Annotated in this window: 20 protein-coding genes; 12 read left to right on the plus strand and 8 right to left on the minus strand. The window is 63.7% G+C overall.

All coding sequences use genetic code 11. The features are described from left to right. Positions 1-268 precede the first annotated feature (268 nt). Positions 269-1,591, plus strand: coding sequence for a sensor domain-containing diguanylate cyclase (locus B1C78_RS06695; protein WP_077278383.1), 1,323 nt, complete (start codon positions 269-271; stop codon positions 1,589-1,591). Positions 1,592-1,666: 75 nt separating this feature from the next. On the opposite strand, the gene B1C78_RS06700 is transcribed toward B1C78_RS06695, so the two are convergent. Next, positions 1,667-2,590, minus strand: a complete 924-nt coding sequence (locus B1C78_RS06700) for an NAD(P)-binding domain-containing protein (protein WP_077278384.1) — start codon at positions 2,588-2,590, stop codon at positions 1,667-1,669. On the opposite strand from B1C78_RS06700, the gene B1C78_RS06705 reads away from it, so the two are divergent. Beyond that, positions 2,572-3,519: a homocysteine S-methyltransferase family protein gene (locus B1C78_RS06705; protein ID WP_077278385.1), complete on the plus strand. Its 948-nt coding sequence runs from the start codon at positions 2,572-2,574 to the stop codon at positions 3,517-3,519. The genes B1C78_RS06700 and B1C78_RS06705 overlap by 19 nt on opposite strands. A 30-nt stretch (positions 3,520-3,549) precedes the next feature. Here the strand turns inward: B1C78_RS06705 and B1C78_RS06710 are convergent, their stop codons facing one another. Both B1C78_RS06710 and B1C78_RS06715 read right to left on the minus strand, forming a co-directional pair. After that, complete coding sequence (locus B1C78_RS06710) at positions 3,550-4,149, minus strand: histidine phosphatase family protein (RefSeq protein WP_077278386.1); 600 nt, start codon at positions 4,147-4,149, stop codon at positions 3,550-3,552. A gap of 51 nt (positions 4,150-4,200) precedes the next feature. Next, positions 4,201-4,893 (minus strand): alpha/beta hydrolase, encoded by a 693-nt coding sequence (locus B1C78_RS06715; protein WP_139349832.1) that lies wholly within the window; start codon positions 4,891-4,893, stop codon positions 4,201-4,203. A 249-nt stretch (positions 4,894-5,142) separates the two neighbouring features. Here B1C78_RS06715 and B1C78_RS06720 point away from each other — a divergent pair, with 249 nt between their 5' ends. Next, positions 5,143-5,844 carry a transposase gene (locus B1C78_RS06720; RefSeq protein WP_077278388.1) on the plus strand — a complete coding sequence of 234 codons (702 nt, stop codon included), beginning with the start codon at positions 5,143-5,145 and terminating at the stop codon, positions 5,842-5,844. A gap of 32 nt (positions 5,845-5,876) precedes the next feature. Here the strand turns inward: B1C78_RS06720 and B1C78_RS06725 are convergent, their stop codons facing one another. Both B1C78_RS06725 and B1C78_RS06730 read right to left on the minus strand, forming a co-directional pair. Further along, the gene (locus B1C78_RS06725; protein ID WP_077278389.1) at positions 5,877-7,154 is read right to left on the minus strand and encodes a mechanosensitive ion channel family protein; all 1,278 of its coding nucleotides are present in this window, start codon (positions 7,152-7,154) and stop codon (positions 5,877-5,879) included. Between the two features lie 409 nt (positions 7,155-7,563). Next, the gene (locus tag B1C78_RS06730; RefSeq protein ID WP_077278390.1) at positions 7,564-8,619 is read right to left on the minus strand and encodes a GlxA family transcriptional regulator; all 1,056 of its coding nucleotides are present in this window, start codon (positions 8,617-8,619) and stop codon (positions 7,564-7,566) included. Positions 8,620-9,228: 609 nt separating this feature from the next. On the opposite strand from B1C78_RS06730, the gene B1C78_RS06735 reads away from it, so the two are divergent. After that, entirely contained in the window at positions 9,229-10,059 is an 831-nt protein-coding gene (locus tag B1C78_RS06735; RefSeq protein WP_217698015.1) for a class I SAM-dependent methyltransferase, read from the plus strand. A 104-nt stretch (positions 10,060-10,163) separates the two neighbouring features. Then, positions 10,164-10,679 (plus strand): cupin domain-containing protein, encoded by a 516-nt coding sequence (locus B1C78_RS06740; protein ID WP_425443963.1) that lies wholly within the window; start codon positions 10,164-10,166, stop codon positions 10,677-10,679. 174 nt (positions 10,680-10,853) lie between these two features. On the opposite strand, the gene B1C78_RS06745 is transcribed toward B1C78_RS06740, so the two are convergent. Continuing rightward, a complete protein-coding gene (locus B1C78_RS06745; protein WP_077278392.1) occupies positions 10,854-11,648 on the minus strand; it encodes a transglutaminase domain-containing protein in 795 nt (264 codons plus the stop codon). A gap of 122 nt (positions 11,649-11,770) precedes the next feature. Between B1C78_RS06745 and msrB the strand changes: the two genes are divergently transcribed. From msrB to B1C78_RS06760, 3 genes are all read left to right on the plus strand, one after another. Then, positions 11,771-12,328, plus strand: a complete 558-nt coding sequence (msrB, locus tag B1C78_RS06750; RefSeq protein WP_245795342.1) for a peptide-methionine (R)-S-oxide reductase MsrB — start codon at positions 11,771-11,773, stop codon at positions 12,326-12,328. A 24-nt stretch (positions 12,329-12,352) separates the two neighbouring features. Then, positions 12,353-12,967 (plus strand): peptide-methionine (S)-S-oxide reductase MsrA, encoded by a 615-nt coding sequence (gene msrA, locus B1C78_RS06755; RefSeq protein WP_077278393.1) that lies wholly within the window; start codon positions 12,353-12,355, stop codon positions 12,965-12,967. Positions 12,968-13,095: 128 nt separating this feature from the next. Further along, complete coding sequence (locus B1C78_RS06760) at positions 13,096-14,580, plus strand: 2Fe-2S iron-sulfur cluster-binding protein (RefSeq protein ID WP_139349833.1); 1,485 nt, start codon at positions 13,096-13,098, stop codon at positions 14,578-14,580. 66 nt (positions 14,581-14,646) lie between these two features. Here the strand turns inward: B1C78_RS06760 and B1C78_RS06765 are convergent, their stop codons facing one another. Beyond that, positions 14,647-16,194 carry a BCCT family transporter gene (locus B1C78_RS06765; RefSeq protein ID WP_077278394.1) on the minus strand — a complete coding sequence of 516 codons (1,548 nt, stop codon included), beginning with the start codon at positions 16,192-16,194 and terminating at the stop codon, positions 14,647-14,649. A gap of 52 nt (positions 16,195-16,246) precedes the next feature. Further along, complete coding sequence (locus B1C78_RS06770; protein ID WP_175628251.1) at positions 16,247-16,705, minus strand: YbhB/YbcL family Raf kinase inhibitor-like protein; 459 nt, start codon at positions 16,703-16,705, stop codon at positions 16,247-16,249. Between the two features lie 339 nt (positions 16,706-17,044). Here B1C78_RS06770 and B1C78_RS06775 point away from each other — a divergent pair, with 339 nt between their 5' ends. From B1C78_RS06775 to B1C78_RS06790, 4 genes are all read left to right on the plus strand, one after another. Continuing rightward, positions 17,045-17,644, plus strand: a complete 600-nt coding sequence (locus B1C78_RS06775; RefSeq protein ID WP_245795343.1) for a c-type cytochrome — start codon at positions 17,045-17,047, stop codon at positions 17,642-17,644. A gap of 267 nt (positions 17,645-17,911) precedes the next feature. Further along, a complete protein-coding gene (locus B1C78_RS06780) occupies positions 17,912-19,024 on the plus strand; it encodes a YeeE/YedE family protein (RefSeq protein ID WP_077278396.1) in 1,113 nt (370 codons plus the stop codon). Between the two features lie 3 nt (positions 19,025-19,027). Continuing rightward, on the plus strand, positions 19,028-19,279 hold the full coding sequence (locus B1C78_RS06785; protein WP_077278397.1) for a sulfurtransferase TusA family protein: 252 nt from the start codon (positions 19,028-19,030) through the stop codon (positions 19,277-19,279). Positions 19,280-19,282: 3 nt separating this feature from the next. After that, on the plus strand, positions 19,283-21,523 hold the full coding sequence (locus tag B1C78_RS06790; protein WP_077278398.1) for a putative bifunctional diguanylate cyclase/phosphodiesterase: 2,241 nt from the start codon (positions 19,283-19,285) through the stop codon (positions 21,521-21,523). Positions 21,524-21,757: the final 234 nt, after the last annotated feature.

Raw genomic sequence — 21,757 nt, forward strand, 5'->3', positions numbered from 1 at the left:
TATAGAAGATTATATTTATTTGCTTTATAGCCATTACCTATTTTGGCTTCAGGCCGAGAAGGTGGAGAGGGAAGGGAGAGGAGAGGTGGAGATGGAATCACGGGGGTCGGACCACAGTATCCGGCCTGTGCGTGCCTCGCTGCCCCACATATCCCGGCAGGAATAGAGAACAGGCCGGCATGGTTGGCTACAGTGAAGTCAAGCATTCTGAGTTTCTTGTCGGTGCCGTGGTTCCGGTAGCCGACGCGACTTTTGGAGACCATCCTCCTTGAAAGGGCTCCTGGAAAGCCGCGACAGCACGGAGCTCCGTCGCATCATTGATCAGCTGGGAATCGCGGCGTTTGTCATCGATGTGGACAACGATGGCGGCTTTCACCTGGCGGCGATCAACGAACGCCATGAGCAACTGAGCGGCATGCGGCATGCCGAATCGGCCGGTCGCAGGATCGAGGAACTCCTGCCCTCGGAGTCCGCCAGCCGGGTCTGCGAGAACTACCTCCGGTGCGTTCGTCAGCGCGCGCCCATCGACTACCAGGAGTCGCTGGAGCTGCCCGTAGGGACCACGTACTGGCAAACCTCACTGGTCCCCTACATGAACGCTGCGGGGAAGGTGTTCCGCCTGCTGGGCACCGCGCTCGAAATCAGTCCGGCTGTCTATCTGGAACTGCAGACCCGCTACCAGGATACGCTCCTCTCCGCTTACCTCGAAGAATCGCCCGACGGCATCCTGGTGGTGGATGCGGATAATCGCATCAAGACCTGGAACCGCCGGTTTCTTGAGATCTGGAGTATCCCGGATGGCGTCATGACAGCGGGCGACGGCGCCGGCGCCCTGGAATCTGTGCGCGGGCAATTGAAGGATCCGGATCAGTTCATAAGCCGAGTCCTTGATCTGTACGAACACCTGGATAAGGAGGAACGCGGCTATCGCGTGGAGATGCGCGATGGGCGGGTGTGTGAGCGTCACTCGCGGGGCCTGCGTGATCCCCAGGGGACCTACTGGGGGCGAATCTGGTTCTATCGCGACGTCACCGCGCATGAGCAGATGACAGCGCAGTTGGAGCAGTATGCCCGAACCGACATGCTCACCCACACGGAGAACCGGCGCGCATTCATGGAGGCATTGAGGAACGAATTCAGTCGTGCCCGCCGATATGCACATCCGCTCACCGTACTCATGATCGATCTGGACCGGTTCAAGTCGGTGAACGACAAGTACGGGCATGAAGGTGGGGATGCTGCCTTGAAGGCGTTTGCCCACACCGTGCGTCCGTTGCTCCGCGACACGGACCGGTTCGCCCGCATGGGTGGGGAGGAATTCGCCGTACTGCTGCCCGAAACCGGCCTGGAGGAGGGCCGAAAGCTTGCAGAGCGCCTGCGCGCTGAAGTCGCAGGGATGACCGTCGAGAGCCGCTTGGAGTACTTCAAGGTCACCGTCAGTATTGGCGTGGCGGAGCTGCAGCCCGACGAGGTCGATGCCGAGGAAACATTGAACCGGGCAGACAAGGCGCTTTACGCAGCCAAACATGGTGGGCGTAACCGAGTGAGCGTGGCCTCGGCAAAAACGCCATCGGAGAGAGATGCGTCCTGATATGGGGAACCATCTTCCCGGTCCCGCGTGACCCTGCGCCTTGGCGTCCAGCCTTCCGAGGCTACTGTAAGGCCCCTATTGGAGCGTGGCAGCGATTCTGCGAATCTCGTCCGGCGTGCGTTCGCCGGCCAGCGGGGTTGCGGGCATCAGGTGTCTGCCCGATTCGAGCCCGCCGATCAACACGGGCTCGTAGCCGATGTCGCGTATCAGCGGCGAAACAATCGCGACGGCTTCCTCGTCGTCGCTGGCAATGGGCATGCCGAAGCGTCCCGGCTCTTCGTGGGCGGCACCCATGCGCGCATAACCCACGGCGTTGAATGCGCGCACGATGCGTGCCCCGGGAAGCAGTTCCGCCGAGGCGAGTCCGGCACCCTTTTCCCGTGCCCAGTTCGCGATTTCCCCGTCACGATGGACGAACGGGTTGCAGGTGTCGATAACGACCTTGCCCTCGAGCAGGTCTCCCAGTTCCTTGCCGACGTCCGGCAGCGCGTGGTAGGGCACCGAGATCATCACCACCTCACCGAAGGCGGTGGCCTCCCTCGGTGACCCGGCCCGTGCGCCCCGTCCGAGCCGGGCGGCCAGCGCCCGGTCGTTCTCGATGTGCCGGGATGAAAACATGACCTCATGTCCCACATTCACCCACACCGTCCCCAGCGCGCCGCCGACCCTGCCTGACCCGACGATCCCGATTCGCCTCATCTCCGGGCTTGTGGCACCTGCACCCAGGGGTGCGCCCAGAGAACAGGAGGCCAGAGCCACCGCGGAGACTCCGACGGCTTTCAGGAAGCGGCGCCGATCTTGATGCATGTCCGGGACCTCGCAGGAACCCCCGAAGAGTATAGTGCCCGGCTGGAGCGCCTGTGTCCGTGCAGCACGAGATTTGCGAAATCCCGGTTTCACTTCTACGGTTGTATGAGTCCCTGTCAGGCACGTGGCCGAGCACCTGGCGTACACACGACCGATCCATGGAGGTGGACCCCATGACGACCGAGACGACATTTCCGACCCATCCGGGAGACACGCTGTTCCTCACCGAGGGCGGCATCGAGACCGAGTTGATGTACAAATGGGGCTTCGAGTTGCCGCATTTCGCCGCGTTTCCGTTGTTGGACAACGACGATGCAGTGACGGTCATGCGCGACATGTACCGGCGCAGCCTGGATGTGATGGCTTCACACGGCATGGGTGCGATGCTGACGGGCCTGGATTACCGGGCAAGCCCCGACTGGGGCGAGTTGCTCGGATACTCGCCCCAGGGGCTTGCCGATGCGAACCACCAGGCCATCGAGTTTCTCCGGGATGTGGCCCGGGAGTACGAAGGGGATATTCCCTGCACACTTGTAGGCGGCATCGTGGGCCCCCGGGGAGACGCATACGAGCTCAATCGCACCATCACGGCGGATGAGGCCGAGGATTATCACTCGACCCAGTTGAACACGCTCAAGGAAGCGAACGCGGACTTTGCCTGCGCCATGACGTTCAACAACATTCCCGAGGCCGTTGGTGTGGCTCGGGCGGCCAAGCGCATCGGCGTGCCGCTGGTGATCTCTCTCACGGTGGACGGCACTTCCCGGCTCAATTCCGGGCCCAGCATTGCCGAGGCGGTGACCAGTATCGATGCGGAGACCGACGCCGCACCGGTCTGTTACATGCTGAACTGCTCCCATCCCCTGGAGTTCGAGCCGGGAATCGAGGACGGAGACTGGATCCGGCGCCTGCGTGGATTCCGTCCGAACGCCTCCAGGATGGAAAAGATCGCCCTGTGCCAGCTGGGGCATCTTGAGGAGGGGGATCCCGAAGAACTGGGCCGACTTATGGGCGACCTGTCCCAGCGCTATCCGCACATGGATATATGGGGCGGGTGCTGCGGCACGGGACATGTGCACCTGGACGAGATCGCGCGCAACGTGCGGGCAGCGAGGGTTTAACCCCTCCGTCCCCTTCGTCCCTTTTTCCTGCTAGAAGCGCAGTGATCCGATGACGCGAAAGAAGGGCCCGCCCTCGGGCTCCAGGACCAGCGCTTGCGCGACGCCCACCCGTTGCTGCGTGATCAGCACGATGTTCGGTTCATGGGTGATCAGGACGAGATTGCCCTCGCCGTCGTAGTTGCCGATCAGGTCTGCTGCATCCAGTGCGGCGTCTTCGGCAACCGCGTCCGGCAAGGCCTCGGACAGGGCCAGGAACTCACGCGTCTCGACGGCTCCGAAGGCAAGCTCTCCGCTGTTGCGGGTGCGGCAGTAGGGGCTGGTCAACACCTGCTCCACTTGAATCCCCCGCGACGCGAAGGCCTCCCCGACACGCGTGAACTGCCGTCGGCCGGTGGGTGATAGATTGCGTTCGCGGTTGCATGAGCCATCACGAACCAGCGGATCTCCGGATCCCGCCCCGCGCTGTGTTTCGCCGTGACGGAACAGCACTACCTTGCCGCCGGCCGCCAGCGCAGCCCATGCGGCGTCGGACTGCGCATCGGACGCCACGCTCGTGCCCGTGGTCGCGGTGCAACCCGTCAACAGGGTGCACGCCAAAATGGCTGCAATAATCCATCCGGTGATTCGCATGTCCGTCTCCTGATGTCCGATGGATCAGTTTCCCCCGCCGCAGTCGCGGCGTTATTGCCGCTCCGACAACCAGGCCACAGCCGCCTGAACCATGGGCCGCTCGTGCCGATCAAAGGTGTGGTTGGCTCCGGGGATCAATACCTGCTTGTAGCGGTCGGAGACCATGTCTGATCTGGCCCGTGCGTCCTGCAGATCCACGCCGTCGCCGCCGTCTCCGTAGATGTCCACGACGGGGAGCGAGATCATGCGCAGGTTGGCGTTGCTGTCGAGGGGCGGACCGCCCCGATTGCGGACACCGACGCCGATGAATCCCGCCACCGGCGCGTCCGGGTGTCTTGCGAGGTAAGCGCTGCCCATGCTGTGGCCCATCAGGTAGATGGTCTCGACGTTGCGCTTTTCCCTGAGGAAGGCGATGCCGGCCTCAATCTCCTCGTAGGCCCGGGGGAAGTCCGCGGCATACTCGCGCCAGGGTTTGTTGGCGGCGGGCATTTGCAGGGAGAGCGTGTGATAGCCGAGTTCCCTGTGGATGCCCCTGCGCAGGGGGTCCACCACTTTCCAGGTCGGGTGGTGGCCGCGGCCATGCAGGAGAATGACGCCCACCTTGCTGTCGCCCCCATCCAGGTACGCCGACCTATCCGGCGCATCCCGGTACGCCTCGGAACCCCCGACGCACCCCCCGACCAGAGCAAGGCAGAACGCCCCGACCAGCCAACCCATCCAGACGACGTGATGTCTGTGATTCATGATCCCCCCTCCCTGTTCCTCCGAACGATTCGACACTTATAGGCCACCCCCCGCCCGTGAAAAGGGGACGGAGCGTGAAAAGGGGACGGAAGAATTTTTAGCGGGGTCGAGGGCAGGAAAAGGGGACGGAGGGATTTAATTTGGGTCCAGGGCGCACGCAGGGGACGACGGGATAGCGCTTTGACCAGAGCCCACGGTTGGACTATGGTTTCTAGGGTAGGTGGCTTGGGAGCTGCAAGGGAGTTGCTTATGCCACGACGACCACGGACCTATCTGGCCGGTTTCCCGTATCACGTGGTGCAGCGTGGTAACAATCGGGAGGCCTGTTTCCTCGAGCCCCAGGATTACCAGTTCTACCTCGGGCTATGGCGGGAACTCTCCAGGCGCTATGGGGCGGCTGTTCATGCCTATTGCCTCATGACCAACCACATCCATTTCCTCGTGACGCCCGACACCGAGACGGCGATCTCCGACACCCTCAGGGTGGTGGGCAGCAGCTACGCCCAGTATGTGAACCGCAAGTACGGGCGGACGGGGACGTTGTGGGAGGGCCGCCACCGATCCAGTCTGATTCAGTCGGAGCGCTACCTGTTCACCTGCTACCGATACATCGAACTCAACCCGGTACGCGCGGGCATGGTGAAACGACCCGAGGCGTACCAGTGGTCCAGCTATGGGGCAAATGCGAAGCTGGAACGCAGTTGGCTGACGCCGCACGACGAGTACCTGAGGCTGGGGCGAACGCCCGAGGAGCGTGCACACGCCTACCGGGCGCTCTTCAATCACCATCTCGATGAGGAAGACCTGAACCGTATCCGGTGTGCTGCGCATTATTCCCAGCCCATCGGGGATGATGGATTTCGCCGGCAGCTCGCGGAGCGATTCGGGCTCAGGCTTGGCCAGATGCGTCGCGGGCGACCCAGGAGCACATCGGCTCCCGCCGGGATTTAATTCCTCCGTCCCCTCGTCCCCTTTTTTCCAGATCACGCGTCCCCCGGAGGCATTTCCTTGATGTACAGATCCCGTTGGGGGAAGGGGATGGTGATGCCCTCCTGCTTGAAGCGGCGCCAGATCTCCAGGTTGAGATCCGAGCGCACGCCGCCCAGACCGCTTTCCGGATCTGCGACCCAGATCCGCGCCTCCAGATGTATTCCGTTGTCGCCGAATTCGATCAGGCGGCAGGAGGGCGCCGGGTCGGTCAGCACCCTGGGGTGTTCGCGCGCGATCTCCAGCATAATTTCCATGGCCCGGTCCACGTCATCGCTGTAGCTGACCGACACCGGAACCTTGACGCGTACGTTGGGGTCGGAATAGGTCCAGTTGATCACTTCGGTGGTAATGAGGTTCTCGTTCGGGATCAACGTCTCTACCCCGTCCCGGTCACGCACGACAACGTAGCGCGAATGCAATTCTTCCACCCAGCCGAACTTGCTGCCGACGCTGATCACGTCCCCGGGGCGAATGGAGCGGTCGAAGACCAGGATGAATCCACTGATGAAGTTGCTGGCGATCCGTTGCAGACCGAAGCCGAGTCCTACGCCCAAGGCGCCGCCGAAGACCGTCAGGGCCGTTAGGTCGATGCCCACCAGGTTGAGCACGAACAGAAAGGCAACGGTAATCAGAACGAACTTGCTGACTTTGGAGAAGCCTGCGGCCACGCCGGCGCTCAGATGGGGTGACTGCGCCACACGCCGGTCGATGATGTTGGAAAGCCACATGGCAACGAGCAGGAGCAGGCCCAGTAGCAGCACCAGCTTGACAGTCGCCAGGAGGGACACCCGCACCGCGCCCAGGTCGACTGCAAGACGGTCCATGGCCTCGAGGATCCCGGGCAACCAGCCGAGCAGGTGCAGGGCCACCAGCAGCCAGATGCCGGTGCTGATGATGTGCTCCCAGGCCTTTACGAGTGGTCCGCTGCGCAGGCTCTTGCGCAGTACGTACACCAGGATCCGGATGATGGCGAGAGAGATGAGCAGGGGGACGGCCAGGTCGAGCGCCCATGTGGCCTGGCCCAGGGCGTCAAGCCCTTCGCGTCCTACCAGCACGACCAGCAGCATGGTGATGGGGAAGGCGATGCGCCGGATGGCATGTTGCGTCAGTCGGCGCATGCCCCGGGTCTCGCCGTCGGTCAGTCGTCCCAGAAGTCGATGTACGAACATCGCGGCAGCCGCCGCCAGCAGGAGGACAAGCCCCTGGGACGCGAGGTCGAGCGGCTGCACGTCCCGCAATGCAGCCATCCAGTCCTGCCAGATTTCCGCCATCGGTCATTCCTCAAGCAAGGAGAGTCTTCGCAAACATCCGCAGCGCGTGGTGCATTGTCGCATTCCGTGGGAAAAGGGGAAGGTGCAACCCGGCCTGGACCCGGCCAATGCGCCGTGTGAAGCGCCGGCGGGACATCGGACCACGGCGGTGCTTCGGTGTTTGCCGACAGCCGGGCCGTTTGGTTTCCGATTCCATGATCAATTCAGGGGGTAGGGAGTGCCCCATGGCCATGGCCGGAAGGGAATTCATGCGCCCGGAAGCCGCCCTCGAAAGTCACCGCATCCGCCGCCGTGTGCGGCGGACGTCGCTGTGCGGGCGGTCTGCCCTGAATGCAGCGTGATGGCCGAAGTGTCCGGGGCTGGGCGCGGGATTTAATCCCTCCGTCCCCTTTTTCTCCTTTTTCTTGCGTCAGGAGGAGGGCGGCGCCTGCTCCCCTTGCTGCTGCGCCAGGGCCTTGCGCAGTGTGGCGAAGCGTCTGCGGTACTGTGTGGGCGTGATGCCGACCTTGCGCCTGAACAGCCGCCCGAAGAAACTCGCATCCTCGTAGCCCACCTCGTTGGCCACGGCTTCCACGGACAGGTCCGTTGTCTCCAGCAGCTGCTTGGATTCCTCCAGGCGCAGGGTGTGAACGTATTCCAGCGGTGACATGCCGGTGGCACGCGCGAAGCGCCGCATGAACGAGCGTTCGGACAGGCCGCTCCTGCGCACCATCTCGGCCACGGGTGCGTCCTGATCGTAGTGCTGCGCGATCCACTCCTGGCAGTCGGCGATGACGGCGTCCCCGGTCTGGCGTCGGCAGACAAACGCCGCGAAGGGCTGCTGACCGATATGGTGCCAGTCCACGAGGTGCAGGCGCGCCACGCGCATCGCCTCCTCGACGCCGAGAAAGCGCGCGATCAGGAACAGTGCCAGGTCATGCCAGGCGGTGCCGCCGCCGCCCAGGATGAGCCGACCCTCGCCCGAGATCACCAGTGCCCGGTTGCGATGTACGCGCACGGCAGGATAGCGCGCAGCCATGGCGTCGCTATAGGCCCAGTGGACCGTGGCGTCCTGGCCGTCAAGCAGACCGGCCTCGGCGAGGATCATCGAACCTGTGCAGGCGGTGGCGAGCAGCGCGCCCGAAGCGTAGCGCTCCCGCAGCCAGGCCACTTCGGCCGGGTGACGCCCGGCGATGTCCTCGTCCGGCGCGACCATCAGATCCGGCACCGCCACCAGGTCCACGTCCGGGCAGTCAGCAAGCGAATACTCCGGCTCGATGGCCAGGCCGCTTGGGCTGCGGATGCGCCGGCCATCGGCGGAGACGATCATGGGGTGGATCAGCGGCTCGCCCGGCACGCCATTGACGAACAGCTCCCAGTCCCGGCCGGTCGAGCCCAGCATGTCGTACATGCCGTAGAGCGTGGAGGCGGTGGACTCCGGAACCGCCAGCAGGGCCACCATGAGCTTGTCGTGTCCGTCCGCCATGGCGGATTCGTCCGTTTCTTGCCCAAAACGACTTTAGTTCAGATCAGCCGCAGGGGCTACCGTGTCACTGACACGCCCCCGATCTGTATGGCACCCCCGCTGCCCCTGACGCGCGTGGACATCCTGGACACGAAAACCATGGAGGAGACTCACCATGACAGTCGCACACCAATCCATCGACTCCCGAATTCGTCCGCACAACGCCGGCCCCTCGGCCGTGTGGTCCAGCATGAATCGACTCTGACCCCAATCTTGAGCGTCACACGCCCCATCACACGGCTGCTCGAGCAAATGGTCCTCGGGCAGCGCAAACCGAGATGGAGGTGCACGCCCTGAAGGCGAAGCTTCGCGCAGCGATACCGGCCGGCCTTGCGCTCGCGGCCCTGGCGACTGACCGGATCTGGCCAGGACGGCAGATGGACATACGGTCGTTCCCGCCGGAGAGGTCCAGTGGAGTCCGGCCCCCTTCGTTGCCTCAAGGCGCGCAAGCCACCGTGCTGTGCGGAGATCCGGATGAGGATGGCTTGTTTGCCCTTGGGGTGCTGAATTCCCGATGCGCGGTGCCGCGTCCGAAAACCTGGGACACGAAAACCATGGAGGAGACTCACCATGACAGTCGCACACCAATCCATCGACACCCGAGTTCGTCCGCACAACGCCGGCCCGTCGGCCGTGTGGTCCAGCGGCGGCGCCGCCTATGACGAGGTGAGCCGCGGCATCCTCGATGCCATCGAACACGCCGTCAACCGCCTGGCACCATCGCCCGGCATGCGCGTTCTCGACGTGGCCACGGGCACCGGCTGGGCCGCCCGGCGTCTCGCCGAGCGCGGCTTCGACGTCACCGGCGCGGACTTCGCGCCGGACCTGCTGAGCGCCGCCCGCGATCTGGCTTCGGCCCGCGGGCTCGATATCCCGTTCCTGGAGGAAGATGCCGAGGCGATGTCCTTCGAGGACGGTGCCTTCGATGCCGTCATCTCGACGTTCGGCGTCATGTTCAGCCAGCGGCCGGAGGACGTTGCCGCCGAGCTCGCCCGCGTCTGCCGCCCGGGAGGGCGGCTCGTGCTCGCCGTCTGGACGCCGGATAGCAACGTCTTCGAGATGTTCAAGGTCATCAAGGGCTACATGGCGCCGCCCGCGGGCGAGCCCCCACCGTCACCCTTTGAGTGGGGTCGGCCCGAGCGCGTGCACGCGCTGCTGGGCGACGCCTTCGATCTCGGCTTCGAGCGCGGCATCTCTTTCTACCGTGAGCCCGATGCACAGGCCGCCTGGAAGACCTTCTCCGAAGGGTACGGCCCGGTGCGTACGCTGGCCGGCAAGCTCGATCCGGAGCGGCGCAAGCGTTTCGAGGCCGATTTCGTGGCCTTCCATGAACGCTTCGGCGACGAACTCGGCATTACCGTGCCGCGCGACTACTGGATCGTGCACGGCACGCGGCGCTGATGGTGCCGCGACAGGTTCGGTTCCACTCTGATCCACAGGAGGATGCCATGATTATTCAGCAACCGTTTTCTCTGATGACAGGTGCGTTGTTCCTTGTGCTCACCATGATGCTCTCGCTCGCCGTCGCGACGACGGTGCATGCGGAGCCCGATGCGATCACGGCCAAGCCGCTCACCCAACGCCACGCGTTTGGCGGCAACGTTTCGGTGCAGATCACACAGGAGCTCGATGGTCTTCCCGCGCAGGTCGTCGATATCGAAGACGCATCGAAGGTGGCCGTGGTCGAGTTTACGATCCAGCCGGGTGCCGTGTTTCCCTGGCATACCCATCCAGGCACGGTGCTGATCAATATCACCGAGGGCGATTTCGTGTTCGTGTTTGGGGAGGACTGTGTCGAGCGCCGGTACGGGCCCGGCATGGCGCTGGTCGATCCCGGACACACCGTGCACACCGCCTTCAATCCCGGCCGGGAGGAGGCCACCGTGGTGATCGCCACGCTCATCGGGGTGCCGGCGGAGGGTCCGCTCATGACCCAGGTCGACGCGCAGGAAGGCGCCGCCCTGGACGAGAAATGCGGCATAAAGCGCGCCGACGCGGGCAATCTGCTTTCCGGGTATTGAGCTGCAGCGCACCACAGGATGCCGGGTCAGGGGGCAGGCCACGCCAATTGCACAGGCCGATCCTCCCTGGCCCGGCCGTTCTGCCCCGGGACAGCCGGCGGCCTGGTGGACGTCCCGATCCGATCCCGGGACTTGATTCCTCCGCGCCCTTCCTTGTCGGCCTGCGATCGAGTTTCAGACGGGTCCCGCAATCTCTTCGACGCTGACGTCCATCCTCGACGGCACCACCGGCGGACCGAATTGGTGAAACACGGGTACGTCCGCCGCGTCGCGTCCGTAGGCAAGCCAGACCCGTCCTCCGGCGGTGGTTGCCTGGGTTGGATCGAACGTAAACCAGCGCCGGCCCACGTATGCCTGGAACCATGCATGCAGATCCATCGGTTCGAGGCGGTGCAGGTATCCCACGACCAGCCTCGCCGGGATGCTCAGGCTTCGACACAGCGCGATGCCCGCATGGGCAAAGTCGCGGCATACGCCGGCGCCTCGTCCGATCGCCTCGCTTGCCGATACGGGTGCGGGGTCTGTATCGGTCAGGTAACGTATGTTGTTGTGTATCCAGTCCGAGATTGCGGCGACCTGGTCATAGCCGGGACGATATCCCTGCACGATTTCGCCCGCCAGGGTCCCAAGTCGGTCGGATTCACAGTAGCGGCTGGGAGCGAGGTACATCAGCGTATGGTCCGGTAGCGCCTGTACGGGTACAAACGGTGCCCCCGGTTCCTGGTAGACGCGGGCAGGTACCTGGACATCCGACTGCACCTCGACCTGAAACCGCCCGGGAGGGGCCAGCAACCGCTGACAGAGGTTGCCGTACATGTCGGTGTATTCCGTGATCGGCATGGTGGGGCGGACGGCGTAGTGGTCCCGTGCGACCCACTGCTGTGCATCACTGCGCGGGCGGAGGAGAAGCAGCATGGGACTCTCCACCTGAAACTCCATCTCGACGTTACTGCTGACCCGCAGCCACATGGCTGTCACTTCCTTTGCGCGTCAATAAGAGAGGGCGACATGGTTATGAGTGTAACCCGGATATTGCGTCAAGGCGGCCGGCGGCTTTGTGCAACTTCCTGTTCCCGGCGGGATCAAAGTGCATGATGAATGATCGACCATCGATTCAAGGGCGCAGGCGTTTCGTGGCGGCACTCGGTCTCGCCCTGCCGGCCTTCTGGCTGACCGGCTGCGGGCGTCCCGCCAGCGCCGATCGGGATACCCCCTTCGAGCCCCTGAAGCTGGCTGACGCGCAGTGGCGCGAGATCCTGACACCGGAGCAGTACCACATCCTGCGCCGGGAGGGCACGGAGCCGCCGTTCTCCAGCCCCCTGGACAAGGAATACGGCGACGGCACCTACGTCTGCGCCGGCTGCTTCCTGCCCCTGTTCTCCAGCGAGCACAAGTACGATTCGCGTACGGGCTGGCCCAGCTTCTGGCAGCCCATCGATCCGGCCCACGTGGGCACCAAGCGCGATTTCCGCCTGATCATTCCCCGTATCGAGTACCACTGCGCCCGCTGCGGCGGTCATCAGGGACACGTCTTCAACGACGGCCCGGAACCGACCGGGGAGCGGTGGTGCAACAACGGCCTCGCGCTCAAGTTTGTGCCGGCCGGCCAGCCGTTGCCTGCGCTGCGGGCCGCAAAGGACAACGGGTAGCCCCGGTATCGGGGAGGGCATCCCATGCAACGCGTCTCCATCTGGCTGATCGCAGTCCTGCTGTGTGTGCCCCTGACTTTGGCGGGGGAAGACCGTGAACTGGCCCGGGCCACCTTTGCCGGCGGCTGTTTCTGGTGCATGGAGCCGCCCTACGACCGGCTGGAGGGCGTGGTGGAGACCATTTCCGGATTCAGCGGTGGACATGTGTCCAACCCCTCATACGAGGCGGTGGTGGCGGGCGGCACCGGCCACCTGGAGGTGGTGCAAGTCGTCTTCGACCCCGCGGTGGTCAGCTACGAGACACTGTTGTACGTGTTCTGGCGTAACATCGATCCGTTCCAGGCCGATGGGCAGTTCTGTGACCGCGGGTCCATGTACCGCTCCGCGATCTTTGTCCACGACGAGGAACAGCGGCGTCTGGCCGAGGCCTCCCTGGAGGGCGTGCGGGAGAAGGGTCTGTCGGAGCGGCCCATCGATACGCGGATCCTTGCGTTCGAGGCCTTCTATCCGGCCGAGGATTATCACCAGGCCTACTATCAGAAGAATCCGTTGCGGTACCGCTATTACCGATGGGCCTGCGGGCGTGACGAGCGCCTGGAGGAACTGTGGGGGCCGGAGGCGGGCGGCAGCCCGGGTTGAACGGGACCGTGTTTCCGTAGGCACCTGCGTCCGAGCCACAGGATCGACACGCGAGAGCAGTTGATCGGTGTCAGTGAGTTGTAGCCGGAAATCTGGACCGACCGCGAACAGCCGACTAGTCTTGTCGTATGGACCAGTGGCTTTCGGTGATTCGAGCGGCAAGGTTCGCGGGGGTGACCCGGGGCGAACTGCAGGCGCGCATCAAGTGCGGCGACCTGCCGAGCTTCGACGGGATGATACGGGTGGAGGATCTGCTGAAGGTCTACCCGACGACCCGCCTTGAGGACGAGCGCACGCTGGAGCGCCTGGACCGGATCAAGGCCGCGGCGCTGGGCACGGACATTGTCCGGCGCAGTCTGCCGGAGCCCGAGGTGCTGGCACGACGACTGTCGGCGCTGGGTCACCGGTTCAACCGGGTTCAGCAGCAGGCGGAGCACTACGCCGGTGTGCTGGAGGCGCTGGAAAGCCATCTGAGACACCTCGAGCGCACCTGCAGCGAGGCGGCGTGTTCCGTGGTGCGCGACATCAAGCTCCGCATGCAGAGCATGCTGCACCATGAGCAGGACGGCTCCGGCGCACCGGCGGAAGGTGTCAGCTGGCTGAGCGTGATGGCGCCGCAGGTCCGGCTGTTGCCCAGCAACCACGAGTTCCTGGTGGAGGGGACGGATACCGTGCTGCAGGCGGCGCTGCGCGCCGGGCTGTCCATCCGCTACGGCTGCAGCGACGGCCATTGCGGGGAGTGCAAGGCGCGCATCGTATCGGGCGAGGTGCGCGAGGTGCACCCCCATGGCTACGAACTGAGTGCCGCGGAGAAGGCGCAGGGTCATGCGCTCATGTGTGCGGTCTCTCCCGTGACGGATCTCGTGGTCGAGATGGACGTGGCGCGCACGCCTGAGCAGATCCCCGTGCAGTCGATCGATGCCCGCGTCCGGGCCATTGAGCATCCGGGCGCGCATGTGCTGGTGCTGAGGGTGCGCACACCCGGAACGCACCGGCTGCGTTTTCTGGGAGGGCAGTATGTGCGCCTGTCCCTGGACGGCGGGCAGGTGCGGGGCATGGCGTCGCTTGCCAACTGCCCCTGCGACGATCGCAACCTGGTCTTTCATCTGGCGGAGGACCGGGACGACCCCTTCACGGCCCATTGTTTCAAGCGTCTGCGCGAGGGCGATGAGATCCATGTGGAAGGTCCTCTCGGTGACTTCGTCATCGGCGACGAGATCGAGCGTCCTCTGGTGTTTCTGGCCTGCGACACGGGCTTTGCGCCCATCAAGAGCCTGATCGAGCACGTCATTGCGCTGGATGTGGCGCACACCATGGACCTGATCTGGGTGAGCGGCGGCAGCGTCGGACACTACGAGGACAACCTGTGTCGCTCCTGGGACGATGCACTGGACGATTTTCACTATCGGCCCGGGCGTGTCGGTGCGGTCGGCGATCCCGGCGCATGGCGCGCTGCCATCGCGGGCAGCCTCGCACGTGTGGGTGATGCCCTGGGGCGCGATTACTACATCGCCGGTCCGACGCACTTTATCGAAGCCGCCACCGACGTGCTGGGCAGGCTCGGCGTGCCTGAGGCGCACCTCAGGATCCAGCGCATTCCGCCGCCCGCCTGATTCCTCCGGATACCAACGAAGCACCGAGGTCGGGCCGCGTTCTGAGCGCCCGGTGAGATATGCGGGTTACCCCCAGGGAGGATTGACCCCTTCGACGCGGTACTCACGGCTGAGCGCGCGCGTCAGGCTCACGCAGCAGAACACCAGGATGATGGCCACCGGCAGGCCTGCCGTCAGCGACCCGGTCTGCAGGCTGTTCAACGCGCGCTCACCGCCGACGATGAGCAGCGTGGCGGCCACCGCCCCTTCGGTGATGCCCCAGATCACCCGCTGGCGCTTGGGCGAGTGCTTCGAGCCGCGCGAGATGAGCGCGTCGATGACGTAGGTGCCGGAGGCCGACGAGGTGATGAAATAGGTGGCGATCAGCAGCGTCGCCACGGCGGACGTCAGCGTGACCCACGGCAATTGCTCCAGGGTGACGTACAGCGCCACGGTGGTGTCCTCGGCCACTGCCGAGGCGATCCCGGCGCCCTCCTGGAACAGTTCCAGGTACAGGGCGGTGCCACCGAAGATGGCCATCCAGCCGAACACGAACAGGGTGGGCATTGCGAGCACGCCCACGATGAACTCGCGGATGGTGCGCCCGCGCGAGATGCGGGCGATGAAAATGCCCACGAAGGGCGACCAGGCGATCCACCATGCCCAGTAGAACATGGTCCAGTCCTTCTGCCAGCCGGAGCCGCCGATGGCGTCGGTGTGCAGGCTCAGTTCGATCAATTGCTGCAGATAGGCGCCGGTGGAATCCAGGAGGAAACGCAGGATGAACAGCGTCGGGCCCGCGAACAGGACAAACAGCATGAACGTGACGGCAAGCGTGAGGTTGAAGACACTCACCCACTTGAGGCCGCGATCCAGCCCCGAGAGCACCGAGAAAACGGCGACTGCGGTGATTGCCGCAATGATTCCCACCTGGTTCCAGTGCGACACCGGCATGTCGACGAGGACGTTCAGCCCCGTGTTCAGTTGCATCGCACCGAAGCCGAGCGAGGTGGCGAGTCCGAACAGGGTGCCGAACACGGCAAGGATGTCGATCACGTGGCCGATGGGTCCGTAGATGCGGTCCCCCAGAAGCGGGTAGAAGATGGAGCGGATGGTCAGCGGCAGACGGTGCCGGAAGCTGAAATAGGCCACCGACAGGCCCAGCACCACGTACACCGCCCAGGCGTGCAGCCCCCAGTGGAAGAAGGTGTAAACCATCGCCTGGCGCGCGGCCTCGTGGGTGCCGCCCTCGGCATGAGGGGGGTTCTGGTAGTGCAGGATCGGCTCGGCGACGCTCCAGAACACCAGGCCGATGCCCATGCCCGCGCTGAACAGCATCGCGAACCACGCGCCGTAGCTGAACTCGGGGCGGTCTTCCGGCTGTCCCAGCCGGATCGTGCCGTAGCGGCTGAACCCGAGCCACACCAGGAACGCGACGAACAGCGTGACCACCAGCAGGTAGCCCCAGCCGAGATACTCGGTGATGAATCCGTGGATCCCGTCAAAGACCGCGCCGGCGGTCACCGGGAACGCGACGCCAAAGGCAACGAACACCACCACCATGATGGCGGAGGCGGTGAACACGGCCGGATTCACCGTGGAGAAGAAGGCCTGCGGGCGGTAATGGGTCGGCATGCGGGATCCGGGAGGTGGTGAACGCGGGCTGAGCCGGCTTGACGGTGGGGGGTCAGGAATCGGGATCGGTGGGCGGGCGCTCGATCACCCCGACGAGATCCGCCGTCTCCAGGATGTGCCCCGTCGCCGCTTCATCGAAGTGGCTGCGTGTGGCGCCGGCCTCGAGGTCCAGTGCCTTGTCGAGGGCCAGCAGGCGGAAGCGATAGCGGTGGCTCCCCTCCGGGGGAATCGGGCCCAGGTAGCCTACCTTTCCGAAGGCGTCCATGCCCACCCGGCTCTCGGCCGGCAGACTCAGGGCGTCCACTCGGCTGGTGTCGGCCGGCAGATTCCACGCCAGCCAGTGGGTGACCGGTCCGAGCGGGGAATCCAGATCCTCCATGAGGATGGCGAGGCTGCGGGCCTCTTCCGGCACGGCGCGGATCTCCAGAGGGGGCAGTTCGTTCTCGTTCGGCGCGGACGCGGTCCAGGGCATCGTTCCGCCATCCTCGAATGCCGGGCTGGTCAGTTGCATGGGGCCTCGTGACGCAGGGGGTTTACCCGAAACCCTCGCCCGAGAGGGGTGCCCGGGTCAACCGTGTCCGTCCTGGCCCGGAGACTCCAATCATTCGCGATCCTTGGTGCAATGTCCGGGATAGTATCGTGTCCGGTCAGCCTGCAGGTGACACGTCAAATTCGGCGCAGTTTCCTGCGAATCGTTCCTCCGTATTGGCTATCATTAAGAAAATCCCACGAATCAAACAACAGATCGGCGTGGGTCAGATCTGTGCAACAGCCAGCAGGAGAAGCGGGTATGAGATGTTGGAAAGCGGGTTTGCTCTTTGCGTCTTTTGCATTTGCGTGCGCATTCGCCGTGACTGGGTGGGCGGATGCCCCACCGTCGGACGCGGAGCGGCTGGTACGCGCGGCCCAGAAGGTGGACCTTGACCGGGCACACGAGATCAACATGGATTCATGCTTTCGCTGTCACGGAGCCGAGGGTCTGAGCACGGATCCCGACACCCCGCGCCTGGCCGGGCAGCATTTTGATTACATCGCGAGGCAGCTGGCCGATTTCCAGTCGGGTCGTCGGGAAAGCGATGTCATGCAGCGCATGGCCGCGGACCTGACCGAAGAGGAGATGCTGGCGCTGGGCGTGTATTTCAATGTCAAGCCGTCTCCTCCGCAGCGGGTGCGTGACTCGGAGCTTGCTGCAGTCGGACGCTTCCTCTATCACCGCGGCAACGAATTCTCGGGCGTACCCAACTGTGCGGGCTGCCACGGCGGGCGCGGGATGGGCACCTCCGACCTGCCCAGGCTTGCCGGCCAGAGCATGCGTTACACGGAAACCCAGCTGCAGCTGTTCAGCGAGCGCCCGCGCACCGAGGGCAACGAGGTCATGCATGAGGTCGCATCCAAGCTCACCGAGCTCGAGATCAGAGCACTGGCGGCCTATATCAGCTCAATGGAGTAGCAGCAGGCGGATCCGCTCGCACTGCTAATGGGTGGCGTGTAATGCCCAAGTCGGCATCTCGTCGCTGGCGTGAGTGCTTTTGGATTGCCCGCATCGACTTCCCATGACAGGGGCAAGCATCGCGCGACGAGCGGTCAAAAAAGCGGTACAGGCGGACAGCTTTCCCGTTCATTTGCGCGGCATCAACAGTTGATGCCGTGCCTGCTTGCCGATGGCGTGCGGCGCGGTCTACAGTCGCAACGGGAGGTCGAAACTGAACCATGAAATATGGGTGAATCCGCCTACACGCTGATCATTGCCACCTCAGCCTTTGTTGGGCTCGTCGCCGGCTTTTTCATGCATCGCTCGGATTTCTGCGTCACGGCAATGTTCCGCGATGTCTTCCTGGTGCGTGATTTTTTTCTGTTGCGCATGCTGTTGCTGCTGATTGTGGCAAGCATGCTGCTGTTCGAGTTTTCCCGTCTGGGCGGATTGCTGTCTCCGTATCCCTTCCCCCTGCTGGGCCCCGGATCACTGGCCACCCTGATTGCCGGGGCCTTGTTCGGGGTCGGGATGGTGCTGGCCGGCGGCTGCGTCGTGGGCACCCTCTACAAGCTGGGCGCGGGGAGTGTGGTGGCCCTGGTCGCCTTTGCCGGCCTGTTGACGGGTTCGGCCCTGTATGCCGAATGGCATCCCTGGTGGAGTGATTTCGCGCGGGCGACCACCCCTCACGAGGCCATCACGCTTCCCCAGCTGGTGGGCATCGAGCCGGTCTTCCTGATCTTGCCGCTGGCGGTGGTCGGGGCCGTGGTGCTCTATCGGTGGCAGCTCCGGGGCCTGCTGGTGAGAAAGGCTTATGCGAGAGGGCATATCGCTCCCTGGCAGACGGCGCTGGTATTGGTCGTGCTGGGATTCGTGTCCTGGTTTCTGATCGGCATGCCGCTGGGGATCACCACCTCCTACGCCAAGATCGGTGCCGGCATCGAATCGCTGTTTCTGCCTGATCGCGTGCAGGCACTGGCCTATTTCCAGGTGCAGGGACTGAATTACACGCCGCCTTTCGCCGACACGCCCGTTCAGGGTGGGGCAGGGCCGCAGCTGGATGCTGTTGCCGCCATACAGTATCCGCTCATCGGGGGGATCGTTCTGGGGGCGGCGGTGTCGGCCGTCAGTGTGGGCGAGTGGCGGCTCCGGTATCGCATCCCGGCGCGTCAATACGCATCGGCACTGATCGGGGGGCTGCTGGTCGGTGCCGCTGCCCGCATGGTGCCGGGCTGCAATATCTGGCACCTGTGGGGGGGCGTTCCGATTCTTGCCATACAAAGCATGCTTTTCCTGGTTGGTCTGGTGCCGGGCGCCTGGATCGGCAGCAGGTTGCTTTCCCGCTTCGTGATACGCTAGCCCATGATGAAATCAGACAACCAGATCGTACTCGACATCAACGGACAGATCTGTCCCTCATGCCTGCTCCTGACGCTGAAGGAGCTGAATCGGGTCGGCGCTGCAGTGCGTGACGGCAGTACCGAGATCGTTGTGCTCACCGATGATCGCCAGGCGACCAGTACCATACCCGAGGCGGTGGACAAGATGGGGTATACAACGGAAGTGAGCGGCTCGCCTGCCGGTTACCGGATCCGCGTGTTCGCGAGGCGCTGACACATGAGTGCACTCCCGAAGGATTACCGGGCCGAGTACCTCAGGAGCATCGCGTATATCCGCGCGAAGGTCGACCAGATGCTGGCGCTCATCGGCACACTGCCGCTGCGTCAGGAGGAGCTGGATGACAACACGCTGATCGAACTGGATCCCATCGGCATAGTCACCGAGTCATTCGGTCAGATACTTTCGCATCTCAATGATACAAACCGCCAGCTCGACGTCGCCCGGCAGGAAATCCGCGCCATCTTCGATTCTATGGATGCGGGTGTGGTCGTGATCAATGATGACGGAACCATTGATGACTGCAACCGACAGGCGAGGGAGTGGCTTTTCTCGAATCGGGATCGCCAGGAGCTGATCGGCGCCGCGCTCTCTCAGGTCTGTCCCTGCGACGAGCACCTGCGGGACGGGGTCCTGTCCGGTGCGTTGTATGAGCAGGACATGCAGTTCGGCGACAGGTATTTTCATATCGTCGCGTCGGATATCACCGACGCCGCCAGGAACGGCATCAAGAAGGTCATTATTTGTTTCGACATCACCCGACAGAAACAGACCGAGTCGAGCCTGACCCTGTATGGGCAGGTGTTTGAGACTACCGCGGAAGGGATCGCCATCACAGACCGCGACATGCGTTTTGTGGAGGTCAATGACGCGTATTGCCGAATCACTGGATACCCTGCCGAGGAACTGCTGGGGAAGACGCCCCGGTTGCTCAGATCCGGGCACCATGACGGAACATTCTATCGGGAGATCCGTGAGGCCCTGCAGAGTGACGGGCACTGGCAGGGGGAAACGCTGGATCGGGCGCGGGACGGAAGCCTCATTCCGCTTCTGCAGTCCATCAGCGTGGTACGCAACGAGCAGGGCGAAGTCAGCCACTACATCACCCTGGTGACCGACATTTCTGCGATGAAGGAAACCCAGGCCAGGCTCGATTTCCTTGCCCATCATGATCCGCTCACCGAGCTTCCGAACAGGCTGCTGTTCACCGCACGCCTGGAACATGCCATCGACCTGGCGGCCCGTAACGAGGAACGGTTTGGCGTCCTGTTCATCGATCTGGACAGATTCAAGACCATCAACGACAGCCTTGGACACCAGCTCGGGGACAGGCTGCTCATTGACGTCGCACAGCGGCTCGGGGGTCTGGTGCGCAAGTCGGACACCATCGCGCGCCTGGGCGGGGACGAGTTCGTGGTGCTTCTGGAGCGTATTCATGCGTCGGATCAAGCGGAGCGGTTGGCTGAGAAACTCGTGGACGCCATGCGCAAGCCGTTTTACCTGGACGGGATGGAGCTCCATCTCGGTTGCAGTATCGGCATTACCATGTATCCGGAGGACGGCAGGGATGCCGTGACGTTGCTCAAGAACGCGGATGCCGCCATGTACAGGGTGAAGGATTCCGGCCGCGACGGTTATTGCAAGTTCAGCCAGGATCTCTCCGAAGCCGTGGATGAGCGGCTGGCCCTGGAGAACGCCCTTCGCCATGCCCTGCGTGAAGAGCAGCTGGAATTGCATTATCAGCCCGTGATCGACATGGAACAGCGCCGTATTGTGGCGGTCGAGGCGCTGTCACGTTGGCGGCATCCCGAGCGGGGCTTGATTCCGCCCGACTGCTTCATACCGATCGCGGAGGACACCAAACTCATCCTGCCCCTTGGCGAATGGGTTGCGCGAAAGGCCATCGGGCAGTTCAGAAGCTGGCGCGATCAGGGCGTTATGCTGGACTGCGTGTCCATTAATACTTCCGGGATTCAGCTTTTCCGTCCCGGATTCGTGGAGGGTCTTCTTGGTATTCTGAAAGAGTACGGCGTGGAGGGCAGGCACCTCCAGATCGAATTGACCGAGAATGTCCTGATGCAGGATGTGGAGGTGTGTCGTGCCGTGCTCACCAGACTGCGTGACGAGGGTATCCGTATCGCCATCGACGATTTCGGGACGGGCTATTCATCCCTGGCCTATCTGAAGCAGCTGCCCATCGACATGCTGAAGATTGATCGTTCGTTCGTGAGCGACGTCCCGGACGACCCTAATGACTGCGCCATTGTCGAGGCCATCGTGGCACTGGCGTACAGTCTGGACCTCGTTACCATCGCAGAGGGCGTAGAAACGGACGCGCAGGAGTTTTTCCTGAGGCAGATGGGTTGTCATCGACTGCAGGGATACCGCTATTCCAGGCCGATCGCGGCCGGGGAGTTTGCGGATTTCGTCAAAGGGTTTCCGTGGGGGGGGTTTCCGTGATCGCCACTGAGCGGTGCGGAAGGCTTCTTGCCACGGTGTCGGTCGTTCGTCGGCCCCAGCACGGACATTGCACCAAGGCGGCCGACGGCTTCGTGCAACCTTCTGAATGAGTGGCATAAATCGGCGTATCTGGCCGAAAGGCCGCGGTGACAGTTTGTACCTCGCCGCCGGCCTATCGCGATGCTTGCGGCCTCTGGGCCTGTCTCGCTTGCTCTTCAGTCGAACCGTAGCTAA

It is taken from the genome of Thioalkalivibrio denitrificans (genome assembly GCF_002000365.1).
Classification (GTDB): domain Bacteria; phylum Pseudomonadota; class Gammaproteobacteria; order Ectothiorhodospirales; family Ectothiorhodospiraceae; genus Thioalkalivibrio_A; species Thioalkalivibrio_A denitrificans.